At 61.3% G+C, this 16,466-nt stretch carries 17 protein-coding genes; 12 read left to right on the top strand and 5 right to left on the bottom strand.

Translation table 11 applies throughout. The features are described 5' to 3' along the window. Window positions 1-142 precede the first annotated feature (142 nt). The 4 genes from IVA82_RS12255 to IVA82_RS12240 form a co-directional block, all read right to left on the bottom strand. Entirely contained in the window at window positions 143-748 is a 606-nt protein-coding gene (locus IVA82_RS12255; protein ID WP_247386413.1) for a DUF1419 domain-containing protein, read from the bottom strand. 324 nt (window positions 749-1,072) lie between these two features. Continuing rightward, entirely contained in the window at window positions 1,073-1,981 is a 909-nt protein-coding gene (locus IVA82_RS12250; protein ID WP_247386455.1) for a DUF3991 and toprim domain-containing protein, read from the bottom strand. Between the two features lie 203 nt (window positions 1,982-2,184). Next, window positions 2,185-2,361, bottom strand: a complete 177-nt coding sequence (locus IVA82_RS12245) for a hypothetical protein (RefSeq protein WP_247386411.1) — start codon at window positions 2,359-2,361, stop codon at window positions 2,185-2,187. A 772-nt stretch (window positions 2,362-3,133) separates the two neighbouring features. Beyond that, window positions 3,134-4,240 carry a citrate synthase gene (locus IVA82_RS12240; RefSeq protein ID WP_247386410.1) on the bottom strand — a complete coding sequence of 369 codons (1,107 nt, stop codon included), beginning with the start codon at window positions 4,238-4,240 and terminating at the stop codon, window positions 3,134-3,136. Between the two features lie 270 nt (window positions 4,241-4,510). On the opposite strand from IVA82_RS12240, the gene IVA82_RS12235 reads away from it, so the two are divergent. Next, window positions 4,511-5,917 (top strand): MFS transporter, encoded by a 1,407-nt coding sequence (locus IVA82_RS12235; protein WP_247386408.1) that lies wholly within the window; start codon window positions 4,511-4,513, stop codon window positions 5,915-5,917. Next, entirely contained in the window at window positions 5,914-6,927 is a 1,014-nt protein-coding gene (locus IVA82_RS12230) for a D-glycerate dehydrogenase (protein ID WP_247386407.1), read from the top strand. The genes IVA82_RS12235 and IVA82_RS12230 overlap by 4 nt, the downstream gene beginning before the upstream one ends. A gap of 451 nt (window positions 6,928-7,378) precedes the next feature. Here the strand turns inward: IVA82_RS12230 and IVA82_RS12225 are convergent, their stop codons facing one another. Next, a complete protein-coding gene (locus IVA82_RS12225; protein ID WP_247386405.1) occupies window positions 7,379-8,107 on the bottom strand; it encodes a LuxR family transcriptional regulator in 729 nt (242 codons plus the stop codon). A gap of 205 nt (window positions 8,108-8,312) precedes the next feature. Here IVA82_RS12225 and IVA82_RS12220 point away from each other — a divergent pair, with 205 nt between their 5' ends. The 10 genes from IVA82_RS12220 (at window position 8,313) to virB9 (ending at window position 16,459) form a co-directional block, all read left to right on the top strand. Next, window positions 8,313-8,948, top strand: a complete 636-nt coding sequence (locus tag IVA82_RS12220) for an acyl-homoserine-lactone synthase (protein ID WP_247386404.1) — start codon at window positions 8,313-8,315, stop codon at window positions 8,946-8,948. Window positions 8,949-8,991: 43 nt separating this feature from the next. Further along, window positions 8,992-9,558: a type IV secretion protein gene (locus IVA82_RS12215; protein WP_247386391.1), complete on the top strand. Its 567-nt coding sequence runs from the start codon at window positions 8,992-8,994 to the stop codon at window positions 9,556-9,558. A gap of 76 nt (window positions 9,559-9,634) precedes the next feature. Continuing rightward, window positions 9,635-9,931 (top strand): TrbC/VirB2 family protein, encoded by a 297-nt coding sequence (locus IVA82_RS12210; RefSeq protein ID WP_247386389.1) that lies wholly within the window; start codon window positions 9,635-9,637, stop codon window positions 9,929-9,931. Then, window positions 9,931-10,269 (top strand): type IV secretion system protein VirB3, encoded by a 339-nt coding sequence (locus tag IVA82_RS12205; RefSeq protein WP_247386387.1) that lies wholly within the window; start codon window positions 9,931-9,933, stop codon window positions 10,267-10,269. The genes IVA82_RS12210 and IVA82_RS12205 overlap by 1 nt, the downstream gene beginning before the upstream one ends. Continuing rightward, window positions 10,262-12,628: a VirB4 family type IV secretion/conjugal transfer ATPase gene (locus tag IVA82_RS12200; RefSeq protein WP_247386385.1), complete on the top strand. Its 2,367-nt coding sequence runs from the start codon at window positions 10,262-10,264 to the stop codon at window positions 12,626-12,628. Before IVA82_RS12205 ends, IVA82_RS12200 begins: the two co-directional genes overlap by 8 nt. Further along, complete coding sequence (gene virB5 / locus IVA82_RS12195) at window positions 12,625-13,347, top strand: P-type DNA transfer protein VirB5 (protein ID WP_247386384.1); 723 nt, start codon at window positions 12,625-12,627, stop codon at window positions 13,345-13,347. The genes IVA82_RS12200 and virB5 overlap by 4 nt, the downstream gene beginning before the upstream one ends. Beyond that, window positions 13,344-13,589: an EexN family lipoprotein gene (locus IVA82_RS12190; protein WP_247386382.1), complete on the top strand. Its 246-nt coding sequence runs from the start codon at window positions 13,344-13,346 to the stop codon at window positions 13,587-13,589. Before virB5 ends, IVA82_RS12190 begins: the two co-directional genes overlap by 4 nt. 38 nt (window positions 13,590-13,627) lie before the next feature. After that, window positions 13,628-14,587 carry a type IV secretion system protein gene (locus IVA82_RS12185; RefSeq protein WP_247386380.1) on the top strand — a complete coding sequence of 320 codons (960 nt, stop codon included), beginning with the start codon at window positions 13,628-13,630 and terminating at the stop codon, window positions 14,585-14,587. A gap of 352 nt (window positions 14,588-14,939) precedes the next feature. After that, window positions 14,940-15,611 carry a virB8 family protein gene (locus IVA82_RS12180; RefSeq protein ID WP_247386378.1) on the top strand — a complete coding sequence of 224 codons (672 nt, stop codon included), beginning with the start codon at window positions 14,940-14,942 and terminating at the stop codon, window positions 15,609-15,611. After that, entirely contained in the window at window positions 15,608-16,459 is an 852-nt protein-coding gene (gene virB9, locus IVA82_RS12175) for a P-type conjugative transfer protein VirB9 (protein WP_247386376.1), read from the top strand. Before IVA82_RS12180 ends, virB9 begins: the two co-directional genes overlap by 4 nt. Window positions 16,460-16,466 lie beyond the last annotated feature (7 nt).

The raw sequence follows: 16,466 nt of genomic DNA, 5'->3' as shown, positions 1-16,466 counted from the left end.
CGCGACCGCGCCGCCGCCGCGGCTGCGGCGGACGGCAAGGTCTTGCGGGATTGACGGGAGAGCCGCGGGAAGCTGTGTGCTGAAATTGCGAATCCCAACGCAGGCGCCGGGCAAGGTCGAGGAGGGCGGGGGCACGGCCAGGCTAAGCCGCGACCGCTTCCGGCAGGTGGCGGAGCTGCACCGGCAGTTTCGCCGCGATCTCCCTTTCAGTGAGGTCGTCCAGCAGCTTCAGCGCGGTGCCATGCTGGCCGGCGTAGACGAGCACGGTGCGGCGGCCGCGCACGGCCGCGGGCCAGCGCTCGCCGGCATAGCCGCGGTAGTCGTCGTGCGTGCTCGACCAGATGTGCTCGAGCCGCTCTTCACGCGTCATCGCGCGGACAGGACGAGACTCGCGCGCGACGATCGCGGCCTTCAGCCGCTCCGGCGACGCTCTGTCCGATAGGTCGCAGTAGCCGTGGAACCAGCGCATTTGGCCGTCAATCGACAGCGACAGGAAAACGCTTGTCACGCTTGCCGTCATGAATTCACGCATTGCGAACATGTCGCCTCGCATCCAAAGTGGCGGCAGGATCTCGAGCATGTAGTCGTGTTCGCGCTCGGCGAGCTCGAACCATTCGCCAGCGAAGAGGTGGGCGGCGTCGCCTTCGGCCATCGCCGGATCGTCGCGATGGCGGTTGAACATGCGGTACATCTCGGGGCGCGTCGCGACGCCTTCGAAGACTTTACGGATAGTGGGTGAGGTGTGCATCGGCGGCTCCTCTTGGCCTGGCCGGACTGAAGCGCGAGCGATCGGCGTGATCTCTTCGTCACTTCAGTCCTTCATCACACCTCCTCGGCGGCCGCATCGAAGGTCCGGCGGGTCAAGGGCCGCGGAACGCGGGCGAAGCTTCACCCTTGACGCGCCGGCCGGGCATGCGGCAGCGATTTACCTCTTCCTATTTTCTCCCTCTTATTCGGACTTCCCCGTCGCATCGCTCAGGTGCAAGCCCCGCCATTGCGATCATGTGGCGCCTTGACGTCGCGTGACCCGCGCGGGCCCGCGCATCGGGCGTGCCTCCGGCATCGACTTTGCTCAGCAGTTCTTCAATCTCTTCGCCAGCCCCGTCAGATCCTCATTCCAGTCGCCGGCGCACGGGCGCGATCGCACATAGTGCACGCCCGCTTCCGCGGCGATGGCACGAACGCGATCAGCGTAGACGTCACCCTGTCGATTGTTATCGGTTGCTGCCACAAGCCGGGCGTTGGGGCGCTTGGCCAAGCCGCGGATGGCTTCATCGGTCGCCGGCGACCAGCCGCCTCCGGTGCTGACATAGAGGGTGTCGGAGCGGTGGATCTCGATCGCGGCAAGGCTCATGGCATCGATGGCCGCCTCAGTGACGCAAATCCGCTCGGACCTGGCCGGTCCGAAGCGAAACAGCTCCTTGGCGCCGTCACTGGCGAAGCCGCGCCATGCCGGCCCGCGCTCCTCCCAGCCCGTGAGTGCTCCAGCAGAATCGCTGTGTGCCGCCCACATGCTGCCCTTTGGCCCCTCACGCAAACGATCGCAGATGATTGCCTGCTTCACGATCTCGGCCGGCAGCCCGCGTTCATCCGTGAGATAGTGCCAGGCTTGCGAGCCCCGGCGCGGCTTGACCCGATGTCTCCACCGCTCAGCAATAGGCCCAAGCGCCTTGGGCCTTGCCGGACGCTGCCACGCAGGCGTGCTGGGAAGGAAGCCAACCGCCTCCGCAACATGGTCGCATGCGTCAGAGAAACCGACAGATCCAAGATGTTCGGCGAGCGAAAATACGTCCCCTTTCGCCGGCGACAATGGGTCGAACCAGCCGCGACCTTCGTGGATGACGATAATGATACTGCTATCGCGGCGATACTTGATCGCGCGTCGGGTGCTTTCCTTAACGTCGATCTTCCAACCGTCTTTCTCCAGCAGGGCCGCGCAGCCAACCTTTTGGCGCAGCTCTTCGATTTCTCTCTTGTCCATTTGCTTGCACCGGACTCGCGCAGGCGGGTCCGCCCCTTCTTCTGTTGGTCTCTCTTGTTCCTCGCCTTGCGGAACATCCCCGACCGGCCGCGAAGCCTGCCGAATGCAAGGGCGCGCTGACCAACGGTCAGTCGTCGCATCGTCAGGCGCGGCGAAGCCTCCCTTGCAGCCGGCATGGCGCCAGCGGCAGCCGGTCACCCGGCTCAATGAGCCGGGGTCCAGGGGTCGTACTCATGAACGATGGCGTCTTGATCGCCGTCGTACTCGCTGGAGACCATCACGCCGAACTCTTCGTCAACCTGGAAAAGAATGACCGGCACCATGAGCGTGCGAGCCAGATCGAAGGCGTGGTTCTGAGCGAGAGTGAGATTGTGCGACATTGAAGGCTCCCATCTTGCAGCGGGGACCATCCCCGCTCGACAGGCGCCGACGTGTTCGGGGGCGGCTGCGGTCACCTCGAGAGGCGAAGCCGAAGAGGTCGCACGCTTGCGTAGCGAACCCCTTGCGGGTTGATCGTGGAAGGCCGTACCTGAACCAAGGAAAGCCCATTCGAGAGCGGGGCTGGTCCCTCACCGGAAGCATGGTGCACCACCGTGCACATCGTTCGTCCGTAGGATTGTTGCTACTCGGGCTGACAGCGAAAACGAACGCGGTCCTTTTGTCCGGTGTCAATGAAAGCTGTTCGCCGTACCAAGCGGACGCTGCATCGCGACACTATCGTCCATTCGATGACTTCGTGCATGGTATCCCCTTTTGGCATAAGCCCTGATATGAGTCTGTGTTCAGGCACTCGTTTCGGCGCAGCAACTGCACTGCCGAGGACGTGGGGAGACATCTCGATTTCATTCCTGAGCTATGTTCACATAAAGCGCGGGTAGTCTCGCCCCGCCGAACCCCATCACGGTGCGTGCTTCAGGCGTTCCGGACGAAACGCGGATCAGGCAGAAAGAGTGAGCGGCAACGATCGTCACCCGAAGGGCGGAGACGTTTCGCGACTCCGGTCGCAAGCGCTTGCTTGCGGTAGAGCGTGACCGACCGGCAGGGAGGAGCCGCCCGGCAGTACGTCCCCTTATTCCTGGACAGGAGTCATCCGTGACCAGTACTCGACCACCGTATGGTCAATTGCTGCCGGCGCGCATTTTTGGTAGTCAATCATTGCAATGGCGTGCCCACATATCGTGCGCGCGGACGTATCATGGCGCCCGGATTTGCAAGCACCTGCTCGATGCTGTGTGCAAGCCAGCCAAGGCTCCGGCCAATCACAAAAAGTGAGAACGGCGCATCATCGGGCAAATTGTAGCGATCTGCCAACGTGGCAAGCGCGAGATCGATCGTGGGAGCCAGACCTGTACTGGCGCTGACCTTGGCAATCGTTCGCTTAAGGCGTGCCCGTGGTTCAAATGCTCCGAGAAGCGAAGACGCACGTGGGTCTCCATCCGGGTACATGTAATGCCCGAAACCGGGAATCGGCCATCCCGATTCCAGATGACGTTGAATGACCTCGTCAGCGCTCGTGCGATCGATCTCCTTCAAGAGACCCTGAACCCGAATTGATGCGCCACCATGCAACGGGCCGGAGGTTGCAGCCAACCCGGCGAGCACACAGGCTCCGAGGCACGCTCCCGTCGAGGCCGCGACACGCGCGGCAAATACCGAATTGGTTAGTTCCTGATCAGCCAACAGAACCAGAGCGCGCCTGACGAGATCAAAGGCTGCGGGCTCCAACTTCCATCCCTTCGCCAAGCGAACGTGCACAGGATCGTCGCCCTGAGTGGCGCCAAACGCAGATACCAACCGCCCCACCAGGCTCGCGGCCTCCTCGCTCAAAACGCTGGAGGCCAAGCCCAAAGTTGGAGCACCGCCCGCTGCTGCGTCCGCAATTGCATTGAAGGCCCGGGCTCTCATCCGCGAGCGTCCTGCCGAACCAAGGCGGATGGTTTCAAACCGTGGTGTCACGGGAGACCCCCACAACACCGCCGCGGCTTCCTCCAACGTCGCAGTTTTCGATAACTGGATCGCGTCGCGGCCGCGATAGTACAAGCGGCCGCGATGAATTGTCGAAATAGCGGTTGTGATGATCGGTTCCCCGAGCCAGATGGTCCCAGCCGCAATGGCTTCCGGTCGTCGACCACGGTTACGCTTCGCGACCAGGCTCGCGATGTCCTCCATTCGATAAAGACTTCGTCTCGGATTGCTGGGATCGCTGGAAACCCTGATCTGGCCTCGGCTCGCATACGCATAGAGTGTTTGCAGTCGCACGCCGAGCTCTCGCAAGGCTTCCGCGCGTGTTAGCCACTTCCCCATAGTTGATTCACATTATCAAGGTTGATCCGATCATCGTTCTAGTACGATGATCGAGCTGTCGCAAACTTGAATTCTGAAGATGCGAGCCCGGCCGACAGCGTCGCCGACCGAACACCTGCGGCGGCTCTTTCGGATCGAACCACGACATCTGCCGTCTCTTTGGCGGCCAACAATCAGCGCCCGCGACGCCTCTTTCGGGCGAACGCGGGACCGTGGGCGCATTGAATGCTGGTGGGGGTATTCAGTCGCGATGGCGGCTTGAAGAGCGGCCATTTAGCGAGTGGTGAAACAATTGAGTCAAAAAACGAAAGGGACAAGGAAATGCAACTAAATGTCACCAATGTCCGCGCAGCGCCTTCACGTCCACGCTCATGGCGAATTCCTGTCCGATATACGATGCTCTCCTTCATCCTGCTTGCAACGCTGGTCAATTTTGTCGACCGAACCAATCTCGGTGTGGCGGCCCCGTTCCTGAGCAAGGAGCTCAATCTGGACAAGGCGCAGATGGGGCAGATATTTGCCGCCTTCGGCCTGACCTATGCGATTGCGCTGGTGCCCGGTGGATATCTCGTCGATCTGTTCGGATCGCGCATCACCTATGCCTTTGCGCTCGTGGCGTGGTCGATGGCAACGATGGTTCAGGGATTTGCGAATGGCTTCAATATGCTGATCGGGTCGCGCCTTGCGATTGGTGCCCTTGAGTCGCCCGCCTTTCCTGCCAATGCACGCGCAGTCACGATGTGGTTTCCGATGAGGGAGCGCGGCCTCGCGACCAGCATCTATGTGGCCGGCCAATACCTCGGAACACCGTTGTTCGCAGGTGGGCTGCTTTGGATAGCCCTCGACTTCGGATGGCGCTCTGTGTTCTTCACAACGGGGATTGCCGGAATCGTGCTCGGCACAGCCTGGTACTTCATTTATCAGGACCCTCGCGCGTGCAAGCGCGTCAGCGCGGAGGAGCTCCAGCAGATCGAGTCCGGCGGAGGACTCATCAATAACAAAGAACGCACGGATTTCGATTGGCGAGCGCTGCTCAAGCTTCTGTCGCAGAGGCAAGTGATCGCGATCTGCCTGGGGAAATATTGCAACAACACCGTGCTGGTCTTCTTCTCGACGTGGTTCATGACCTTCTTGATCGAGGATCGCCAGATGACGATGCTCAAGGTAGGCATTTTCCAGGCTATTCCGTTTCTCGGCGCCACGGCCGGCATCCTCGCAGCCGGAGCCGTATCGGACTTCTTCATCCGCCGCGGCACTAGCATGTCGATCGCCCGAAAATCGCCGCTGATTATCGGCACGCTCCTCGGTGCCTCGATCGTGCTGGTCAACACGGTCACTTCTGACGAGTTGATCATCGCCATTCTTACCTTGACATTCTTTGCCCAGGGCGTCGGGTCGTCGTCCTGGACGGCTGTATCCGAGATTGCGCCGAAGCAGTTCATCGGCTTGACGAGTGGGATCACCAGCCTCGCGGCAAATGTCGCCGGCGTGACGACGCCGCTCGTGATCGGTTACATCCTCAAGTTTTCGGGTTCGTTCTACTGGGCGCTCAATTTCGTCGGAATCATGAGCCTGCTCGGAGCGCTCTCCTATTCACTGCTCCTGGGGCGTTTGCACCGGATAGAATTATGAGCAATCGCACCATGCACGGGCTAATCAGCGAAATGGAAAACGGAATGACTTTGACAACCGATGCGCCGAAACTTCTTGTTGCCCGGCGCGTGCCCGAAGCCGTCGCCGACCGGGCCGTCCGCGAGTTCAACGCAATCGTCACCGACCACGACATGGACGCCACAGCCGTTATTGCCGCAGCCCGCGCCCAGGGCAGCCAAGCCATCATACCCGGAAAGAAGGCGGCCTTGCAGGCAAACGACATAGCGGCCCTGCCTGATAGCGTCCGCATCATTGCTAATCCGAGTGCCGGCGTCGATCACATGGACGTGGACGCGGCCCGCGCCCGCGGAATCGTCGTGACAAACGCACCCGACTCCCTCACGGAATGCACGGCAGATTTTGCATTCATGTTGATACTTGCGGCCTGCCGGCGGGCCCCCGAATACGAACAGATCATGCGCGCTGGCTGGCGCAAATCTTTCGGCATGCCGGACATGCTCGGAAAAAGGGTCAATGGGCAAACCCTTGGGATCGTCGGCTTTGGTCGCATCGGCCGGGCCGTTGCCCGGCGCGCGCAAGCCTTCAAGATGCGTATTCTCTACAATGATCGATCGCCGGCGCCCGCCGACGTTGAGCAGGGCGCTGAATTCGTCGCAGAGCTCAACGACATGTTGCCGCGCTGCGACATACTCACTCTGCACATACCTGGAGGGCTCGGCACGCTGATGACGCGCCAGGCATTCAGTCTTCTTCCCCGCGGCGCGGTGTTCGTGAATGCGGCGCGCGGGTCGCTGGTTGACGAAGATGCCTTGATCGATGCGCTTAAATCCGGCCATCTATTTGCAGCAGGCCTCGACGTCTACCGCAAGGAGCCGGACTTCGATACCCGCTTTGCCGAGCTGCCGAACGTATTTCTATCGCCGCACGTTGCGAGTGCCACGGTGGACGCCCGGAACGCCATGGGCTTTGCGGCACTCGATAATGTTGCGGCGGTGCTAGGCGGTCGCCCACCGATCAATCCGGTCTAAGCGTCGCTGCGCCGCGGCCGGACGCCGGTGACGGCACCGCGGTTGCGCTCAGTAGCAAGGTATCGCAGGCGATCGGGATGTACGCGACAATCGGAAGCAGGGCCCCAATACACACTTGCAATATGAAAAATGCCGGCGACGGAAAACGTAGGCGGCCGTAGCCGCTCCAGGAACGGCAGTGCAATGCTGGCATCCCACACCTGACGGCATCGTCAGCGGTCCGCCAAAGCTCAATGAGCAGAGGCGGGGACAATTATTCTCTGCCTTACCGAAACAGCCCCTCGGTAGGTGCTCCGGAAATGGCCTAGCGGTCAGTACGGCCGACACGGCACCGGTTTGAGCATTCACGGCTCGGACCAACAATGACGCTATGAAAGACGTCACCACCTTTTTGGACCAACCGGGAACGCTCTTGCGTGGTTTTTGGCGAGTTGGACGGCCGCTCTGCGTATTATGGGAGCAATCCCTGCCGAAGCGCGAGGGCCACAGCGTGTGGAAGGGTTAGTGCGGCAAGATTTCGCCTGGCATTGTCCAGATGAAACTTCACGCCTCGCGGCGTGACGTTCAGAAGCTCCGCAATATCCTGCATCGTCTTGCCGTCAGAGATCCACGCGAGACACTGCCGCTCGCGCTGGGTTAGTGGGTCTCCCATCCCGCCGCCCGATGACGTGCGTCCGATCTTGGCACCCACATGGGCATGGAAGTTGAGGCCCACCGTTACTAACATGTCTTGTGAGGTCTCGATGAAACGATCGAGTCCAAGGCTGCGGTCGTCCACCGCCAGCGTAAACGCCGCGAACTGGTTTTGGCTTGCGGGAATGCGAACCGTCAGACCGGTCCTGATCTTGAAGCTGAGCGCATCATCAAACAGACGGCGTTCTTTCGCCGACTTTGCGCTTCGCGCCTCACGTCCATCCCACAGGAACATCCGGCTTGCGTTTCGCGGATCCTGAAGAACGGGATCGATGTTGTCGTATCCTTCCCGAAAATAGTGGCTGGTCCAACTCTTCGGATAGGATGAGATCAGTTTGGGACCATTAGCGCGGTGGCCAAAGTAGGCGAACCAGCGAAAGCCCAATGCATGCGCAGTTCGTTCCGCGACGCGCCGAAAATCATCTTCCGTATGGGCAGAGTGGAGACAATCGACAAATTCATCGCATGCTCTTTTGACTTCTTTCATCGCACCCCCTTTAGAACTATTCTGGTTCCCAAAAGCGACAATCACGCAACATTCGCGCGCTGCGTGTGGGGCGTGTATTGCCGCCTTGCGGCAGCTTTGCGGCAAGAACGATTCCAAAACGCCCTGTCAGAACTGACAGCGCAACGCCGTGACCGCGCCTGCTCTCTTGATCTCGAAGCTGTGATTCGTAAGCGAGAGGTCAAGAATGAAGGTCATTGTGCGCACGCGTATGGCGCTCCTGCGCGACTCTGAACTGACAATGGGAATGCATCGTCTGCGAGGACGCGTGTTCAAGGAGCGGCTCGACTGGGACGTCTCTGTCGCGGGCGGATTGGAGATCGATCAGTACGACACATTGAAGCCGACTTATCTCTTGTTGGTCGAGCGGCGCGAGGTTGTCGGTTGTGTTCGCCTGCTGCCGACCACTGGGCCCAACATGCTGGCGGATACGTTCCCAGTGTTGCTGGATGGCCACGCGGCGCCCAGAGCAGCCAATATCTGGGAGAGCTCGCGTTTTTGCGTTGATACCAAGAACGTCGCGGCGACAGCTGAGAACGGCTTGCGGGAAGCGACCTTCCTGCTTTTTGCGGCAATGATCGAATGGGGCCAGCAGTGCGACCTGCAGGCCATCGCAACCGTCACTGATCTGCGCATGGAGCGCATCCTGCGCCGAGCGGGATGGCATCTCGATCGCCTCGGCACACCGCGTCAAATCGGAACCACCAGGGCCGTCGCAGGACTGTTGCCAGTCACCGATGACGCCCTCGGGGCCATCCGAGCAGCCGGCAAGACTTCGAAGCCGGCAATTGATGTTCCGTCAAGCACGGCGCTCGCGGCATAGCGTCGCGTCTCCAGCTCCTGACAATAGCGAAAGGCTTTCTGCAATGGATCCAGCTGCATTCGCAGCTCTGGTCGAACAGTGCGCCCCGACGCCGGACTTGGTACGGCCGCTGACGGCGATTGTGCGGCGAGCGAGTTCGTTCGAGCCGCTGCTCATCACAGTGCAGGCGCGCACACCAGTTCCGATTCAGGCAAGTGATCGCGACGAAGCGATCCAGCTCGCGACCGAGGCCATCGCTACCGGCCAGCAGGTCCGTGCCGGACTCGCTCAGCTTGATGGCGAGGAAACAAAGCAAGCCGGGTTGACGGCTACCACGACCTTCGACGCCTGCAAGCACATCGCGGGCCTTGGGAGATTGTTCAAGGTTCGATTGCAAGCGGCAAACGCGACCGCCTCGGGCCGCGATCAGGCCATTGCCAGGGTCGTCGCGAGCTTCGCGACCAACGCTCCCCGAATAACGCCCGAGCCCCGTACCCCGCCGGCCGATGCGGGCATTTCGACCGGCGTCACGCCGACAATCAACACGCCAGCTCCCTCCGTCAGGGAGCGTCCGAACTGGGACGTCTATCGCTCGGGCGTTGGCACGTCAGCCTTTGTCTATGAACGATGAGGACCTCTTTTGCTTTGTCTCAACTCAACACCGCGGTCCGGGCTGGTCCGGCTGCACTGCCAATCGGAGCCGTGTCATGACTTCTCCTCTTAAACACTCCGCTGCACTCTTTTGCATGGGAGCCGTCCTCAGCATCGCCTTGGTCGAGCCTGCGCTCGCGCAGACCGCGAACATCGAGGGCGTGCTGCAGAACATCGTCAACATGCTAACCGGCAACGTCGCACGGCTGCTGGCGACGCTAGCGGTCATCATCGTCGGTATCGCCTGGATGTTCGGCTATCTCGATCTGCGCAAGGCCGCCTATGTCGTGCTCGGTGTCGCCATCACGTTCGGCGCCTCCGAGGTGGTCTCGACCTTGACCGGAGGTCGTTGATGAATGAGGCCACGCGTCTCACAGAGGACACCTTGTTCCTCGCCTGCACGCGTCCGGCCATGATTGCCGGCGTCACCATGGAAGCCATGGCGCTCAACGTGATGTTTTCCTGCATCCTGTTCCTGGCGGCCGGGAGCATCATCTACGGTCTGGTCGCAATTCCGATCCATGGGCTTTGCCGCATCATCTGTCGGCATGACCCTAACATGTTCCGGATTCTCCTCGCCTGGATCGAAACCCGGGGACGCTCGCGCAACGCGTCCTTCTGGGGCGGATCGTCCTGCACGCCGCTGAGACTTGTTCGGCGATATCGAGCACGAGATCTTGGCTATGCGTAGCGCAGCGCTTAAAAACCGGGAGATCGGGCCCGAAATCTACCTGCCGTTCGGCCGGCATGTCACCGACACGGTAATCAGTCTCACCACGCGAGCGCTGCTCACGGTGATTCGGCTCGACGGTACCTCGTTCGAGACCGCCGAGACGGCGGACCTGAACGACCTGCACACAAAGCTGAACCTCACCCTGCGCAATGTTGCGGATCCGCGGCTGGCGCTCTGGACCCATCTGGTACGGCGCCGAACGTCAGACTATCCGGACGGTGCGTTCCGATCGACATTTTCAGCTTCGCTCGACGCACAATATCGCGACCAGCTTCGCAAGGCAGCGCTATTTCGCAACGATCTCTATCTGACGCTGGTTTGGCATCCCGGCCGCGCCACCGCTGACGCCGCAGCGGCGTTCTTCAAACGGCTGGGCCGGAGCGCTGCGGCTTCCCTCGAGGTCGACAGCGACGCCTTGAAGCGGCTCAACGATGCCAGGCGGGATATGGTCGCGGCATTGGAGCGTTACGGCGCTCATGCTCTCGGATTGGCCGAGCGCAACGGCATCGTGTTCTCGGAGGCAATGGAATTGCTCCACGCCGTCGCCTCCGGCGAGTGGATGCCCGTGCCATTGCCGCGAGGGCCGATCGGTCCTGCGCTCTATTCAAACCGCGTCATCTTCGGTCGAGAAGCCATTGAAATCCGCAGCGCGGGCGGATCGCGCTTCGCTGGCATGTTTGGGCTCAAGGAATATCCGGCGTCCACCAGGCCGGGCCTGCTGAACGCGCTACTTTCCGCGCCTTTCGAACTTATCCTAACGCAATCCTTCGCGTTCCTGTCCAAAGCGGACGCCAAGACAGTCCTGACGCGCAAGCAGAACCAGCTGGTCTCGGCTCAGGATCCGGCGGCCTCGCAGATCGACGAGCTCGGTGACGCGCTCGACGATCTTGAGTCCAATCGATTCGCGTTTGGGGACCATCATCTCTCGCTGCTGATCTACGCCGAGACACCTTCGCAGTTGCAGGATCAGATGAGCGTGGCGCGGCGCGCACTGGCCGACGCGGGCGCCGTGGTGGCGCGCGAAGATCTAGGCCTTGAAGCGGCCTATTGGGCGCAGCTCCCTGGGCTGTTCAAATATCGGGCACGAACTGGGGCGATCAGTTCGCGCAATTTCGCGGCATTCGCCCCGTTCCACACCTATCCCATAGGGCAGCCTGCCGGCAACCATTGGGGGCCGGCGGTTGCGATGCTCAAGACCGCCTCCGGCTCACCGTTCTATTTCTCGTTCCATCACGGCGACCTCGGCAATACCTTCATCTGCGGCCCCTCCGGTTCGGGCAAGACGGTGGTGCAGAACTTCCTCCTATCGCAGGCTGAGCGGCTCGGCGCCACTTACGTCTTTTTCGACAAGGACCGCGGCGCCGAAATTTTCATCCGTGCCGCCGGCGGCACCTATCTGACGCTCCACAATGGCGTTGCGACCGGTTGTGCGCCGCTCAAGGCGCTGGAGCTGACGCCAGCCAATCTTTCCTTCCTCGGCGAACTGGTCCGGAAGCTCGTCACGCCAGACAACCGTCCGCTGACCGCGATCGAGGAGGAGCGGATCGATTCCGGATTGCGAGCCCTTGCCCAGCTTCGGCAGGCGGAACGCTCATTCGGGGCGCTGCGGGCTTTTCTCGGCCAGCAGGATCGCGAAGGGATCGGCGCACGGTTGGAGCGATGGTGCCGGGGCGCTCCCTACGGCTGGGTGCTGGATGACGAGCAAGACGCCATCGGGCTAGAAGCCCGGTTGATCGGCTTCGACATGACCGATCTGCTGGATCATCCCGCCGTTCGCACACCGCTCATGATGTATCTGTTCCACCGCGTGGAACGTCTGATCGACGGCAGGCGCCTGATCATCGATATCGACGAATTCTGGAAGGCGCTTGGCGACGAGGCATTTCGGGATCTTGCCAACAACAAGCTGAAGACCATCCGCAAGCAGAACGGCGTCATGGTGTTCAGCACGCAATCGCCGCGCGACGCGCTGGCCTCTCCGATCGCACACACCATTGTCGAGCAATGCCCGACGCAACTCTTCCTGCCGAATGCAAGGGGAACGCGCACGGACTATGTCGACGGCTTCCATCTGACCGACACTGAATTCCGTCTGATCAAGGAGGAGCTCGCGCCCGAAAGCCGGCGGTTCCTGGTCAAGCAAGGCCACAACTCGGTGGTGGCGGAACTTGATCTCGGCGGCTTCGACGATGCGCTCGCCGTGTTGTCCGGACGGACGGAAACCGTCGAACTGCTCGACCGCGTTCGAGCGAACGTCGGAGACGATCCGGCACAATGGCTGCCGGTATTTCATGCTGAACAGAGGACAATCCGATGACGGCTCAGCGTATCCGGACGATACTCACGTCCGCCTCAGTCCTGACGCTCCTAATGGCATCACCTGCGAGAGCTGAGATTGTATTCGATCCCAGCGTCTATGCGCGGCAATTCGAGCAACTGACGGAGCTGAAGAAGCAGGTCGACACCCTGACGTCCCAGCTCAGGGTGGCGCAGGATCAATTGAACCAGGCTAAGCAGCTCTATGACAGTTTCAATAAGCGGACCAACGCCAACGACATCGGCGCGCTCCTGAACACGCCGCAGATCCGGAAAGTACTGCCTCAACAATTCTCTGACATCGAACGTCTCGTTGCGGGGCAGGGTAGCGGCAACTTCGCCGATGCGATGAACCACTATCTTTCGCAAAACCGCGCGTATACCGCCAACAGCGGCAATTCGTATTACCAGAGCGAGCTCGACCGCGTCGCGCGGCAGACCGGCGTCAAGCACTCGATGGGCCAGGCGGTCTATGATACCGCCTCGCAGCGCATCGATGCGCTCGAAGAACTGAGAACGCGCATCAGCTCGGCGACCGATGTCAAGGAGACACTCGATCTGTCGGCGCGGCTGCAAGCCGAACAGGCGCTGCTGCAGAACGATGTGCTCCGGATGCAGGGTCTTGCGATGATCCAGCAGGCCCGCACCGACATGGACGGACAACGGAAGCAAGAAAAGCAGCGCCAACTGGTCGATGAAATGAAGGCGGCCCTACAATGACAATGAAGGCATCTATTCTGGCGATCGCTGTTGCGGCTGCTCTTACCGGCTGCAACGATTCCGACAACGCACAGCCGACGAAGACCGTCAGCTGGTTCTTCAATCATCGGGATGAGCTTCAGGCAGCGCTCAAGGCGTGCCGCGATAACCCAGGCGAACGCGGGAACACGGCCGACTGCATTAACGCCAACGAAGCTCGCAAGAAGATCACTGTCCAAGAGATGAAAGACGCCCTGAAGTAAGGATCGCGGCGATGGCCATAAACGTCTTTGACAGCTTCTTGAAGGAGTTCGAGCAGCCGATCACGACATTCGTGTCGACCTCGGTATCGAATCTTGCCTCCTACATTGATGGTCCGCTCCGCACGGCCGTGATGCTCTATGTCATTCTCTACGGCTTTGCAGTTATGAGGGGCGCAATCTCCGAGCCAGTCATGGAGTTTGCCTGGCGGGCGATGCGGATTGTTGTCGTGGTTATGCTCGCGACCAATTCAGGCGCGTTCCAGCAGTACGTCACGGGCATTTTCTTTGATTCCTTGCCGAGGGAGATCGGTAACGCGTTAGCGGGCTCCGGGCTGAACACGAGTTCAGGAGCTCCCTTCGATCAGCTTCTGTCCAAGGGAATTGACGTCGCCAATAAGATCTACGATCAAGCAGGAATAACCGACGTGGCTCCGGCACTGATTGCCGCCATTCTCCTGATCTTTGTCGCCGTTGGCTCCTTCTTGCAATTTGCCATCTTGCTCTATGCCAAGGTTGGTCTGGGCGTCGTGATCGCGCTTGGACCGCTCTTCATTGCACTTGGATTATTTGAGGCCACGCGGCCTTTTACGGAGGCCTGGCTTCGGCAGGTCGCGAATTTCGTGATCCTGCTGGTGCTGGTGGTGGCGCTGGTCGGGCTGATGTTGACCACCGTCAGCGGCTTCATCGACAGGTTCGCGGCAAACGCAGGCACGGCCGGAGAGATGGTGGTGGCCGCGGTCGCCATCAGTGCGGTGCTTGGTCTGTCCGGATACATCGCGCTTCAACTGCCGATCATCGCGGGCGGTCTCGCCGGGGGTGGCGCTTCGCTCGCAAGCCGGATGGTCACGAGCCCAATGATTGCCAACGCGACGGCCGCAGCCGGCGGCGCTTATGCCGGAGCCCGCTGGTCAGCCAGCCGCGGTCTCGCCGCCATAAGAGCCAGCCGCCAGGGCGGCAGCATGCAGCGCACCCGATCGCCGGGGAGCACAGCGGCGTAGGCGGTCATCGTCGGAATCAGGCGACAAAGACAGACAGGGGGCACCAGAACGATGTGGCGTCGACTATTCATCATCTGCGTGATCGCGTGGCAGCTGGGCGGCTGCGCGATCTGGTCAAAGGCACCGCCGTCATGTGACGGGCTAGCTCGCCGGCCGCTCAATCGTTCGCTGTGGGATTGGGAGACGGGTACGCCGGTGGCGACCCCGGAGCCGTCACCTCCGCCATCCGGGCCAGCGCCGATCGTCCGCAAAGGCGAGACCGGCCCGGCAGCGCCCTCCACGCAACTCGCTGCATCAGGGCACCAGGCCACCATCGCAGCCTCTTACCGCGCCTGCGGCAAGGAGGCGTGAGATGGTCGGTCACGATGACTTGAAGGCGTATTTCGACAATGCGCGGCGGTGGGAGCAGGATCTGCTGCTATCGGCCCATCGTTCGCGGCGAACCGCATGGGTGATTGCCGCGGTTGCTGGCGTATTGGCGGTCGCCTCGCTTAGTGCTGTCGCAGCGCTTGCGCCGATGAAGACGGTCGAACCGTTCGTCATCCGGGTCGATAATTCGACCGGCATTGTGGACACCGTCTCCGCCCTCACCTCGACGCCGGCGCGCTATGACGAAGCCGTCACCAAGTATTTTCTTGGACGCTACGTTCGCGCGCGCGAAGGCTACAGCTATCCGGAAGCCGAAACCAACTTCCGCACGATTTCGCTGCTCTCGGGGCAGGGCGAACAGGCCCGTTTCGCGGCCTGGTATCGCGGCTCCAATCCCGAAAGCCCGCAAGTCGTTCAAGGCCGTTTCGGGGTCGCCACGGTGCGGATCAAGGCGATCTCGCTGCTGGCCGATAATGTCGCCTCGGTGCGGTTCATGAAAGAAAGCCGCAAGGGCGAGGAAACCCGCGTGACCCACTGGGTCTCCACCCTGACGTTCGCCTATGCCAACGCGCCAATGTCCTCCGCCGACCGTCTCATCAATCCCCTCGGCTTTCTGGTCTCGGAATATCGCGCCGATCCGGAGGTCGTGCCATGAGATCTTTCGTTCTCTTGATGACCTTTGCCCTGGGATTCGACGGACCGGTGCTGGCGCTGCAACAGCCGTCACCTGGCCAACACGACGCCCGCGTGCGCACAGTGACCTATGATCCGGCCAACGTGGTTCGGGTCAACGGCGTGATCCGGGCGTCGACGCAGGTGTTGTTTGCCGACGATGAGGAGGTCGCCCATGTTGCGATCGGCGACGCGATCGCATGGGAGGTTGCTCCGGCAGGCTCGATCCTGTTCCTTAAGCCGCGGGAAAAACATCCACCGACCAATCTGCAGGTCGTGACCACCCGGCCTGACGGGCGCAAGCGCTCGTATCAGTTCGAGTTGTCCATCGCCGAGACGACGCTGGCGGACAGTTATTTCGTCGTTCGCTTCGTCTATCCCGGCGACGAGATGGAGCGCCGGCGCGCTGAAGCCGCCGCCCGCGGCGCCGAGCGGGAAGGGGCGGTGATCGAGCAGACCTTCGATCTGCATCATGCCTATGGCGCGCGCAACTGGCGTTTTTCAGCGCAAGGTGCGATCGACCTCGAGCCCGAAGCCGTATTCGACGACGGCAAGGAGACCACGTTCCGCTTTGCGGGCAACCGCGAAATCCCCGCGATCTACCTGATCAACTCCGACGGCTCGGAAAGCCTGGTGCCCAAGGATGTCCGCGGGGAGCTCGTGGTGGTTCACGCCACGGCCCGAGAGTTTCGGCTGCGCAAAGGCAACGACGTGCTCTGCGTCTTCAACGAAGCGTTCGACCCGGTGGGGATTAACCCGGGCACCAATACCACGAGCCCCTCGATCGAACGGCGGGCGAAGAAATCACTACCCACCCCAAGGCCACGATAGGCGAGCG

It is taken from the genome of Bradyrhizobium sp. 142 (assembly GCF_023074015.1).
Classification (GTDB): domain Bacteria; phylum Pseudomonadota; class Alphaproteobacteria; order Rhizobiales; family Xanthobacteraceae; genus Bradyrhizobium.
The sequence above is the reverse complement of the archived record's forward strand: the minus strand, read 5'-3'. Positions and strand labels throughout refer to the sequence as shown.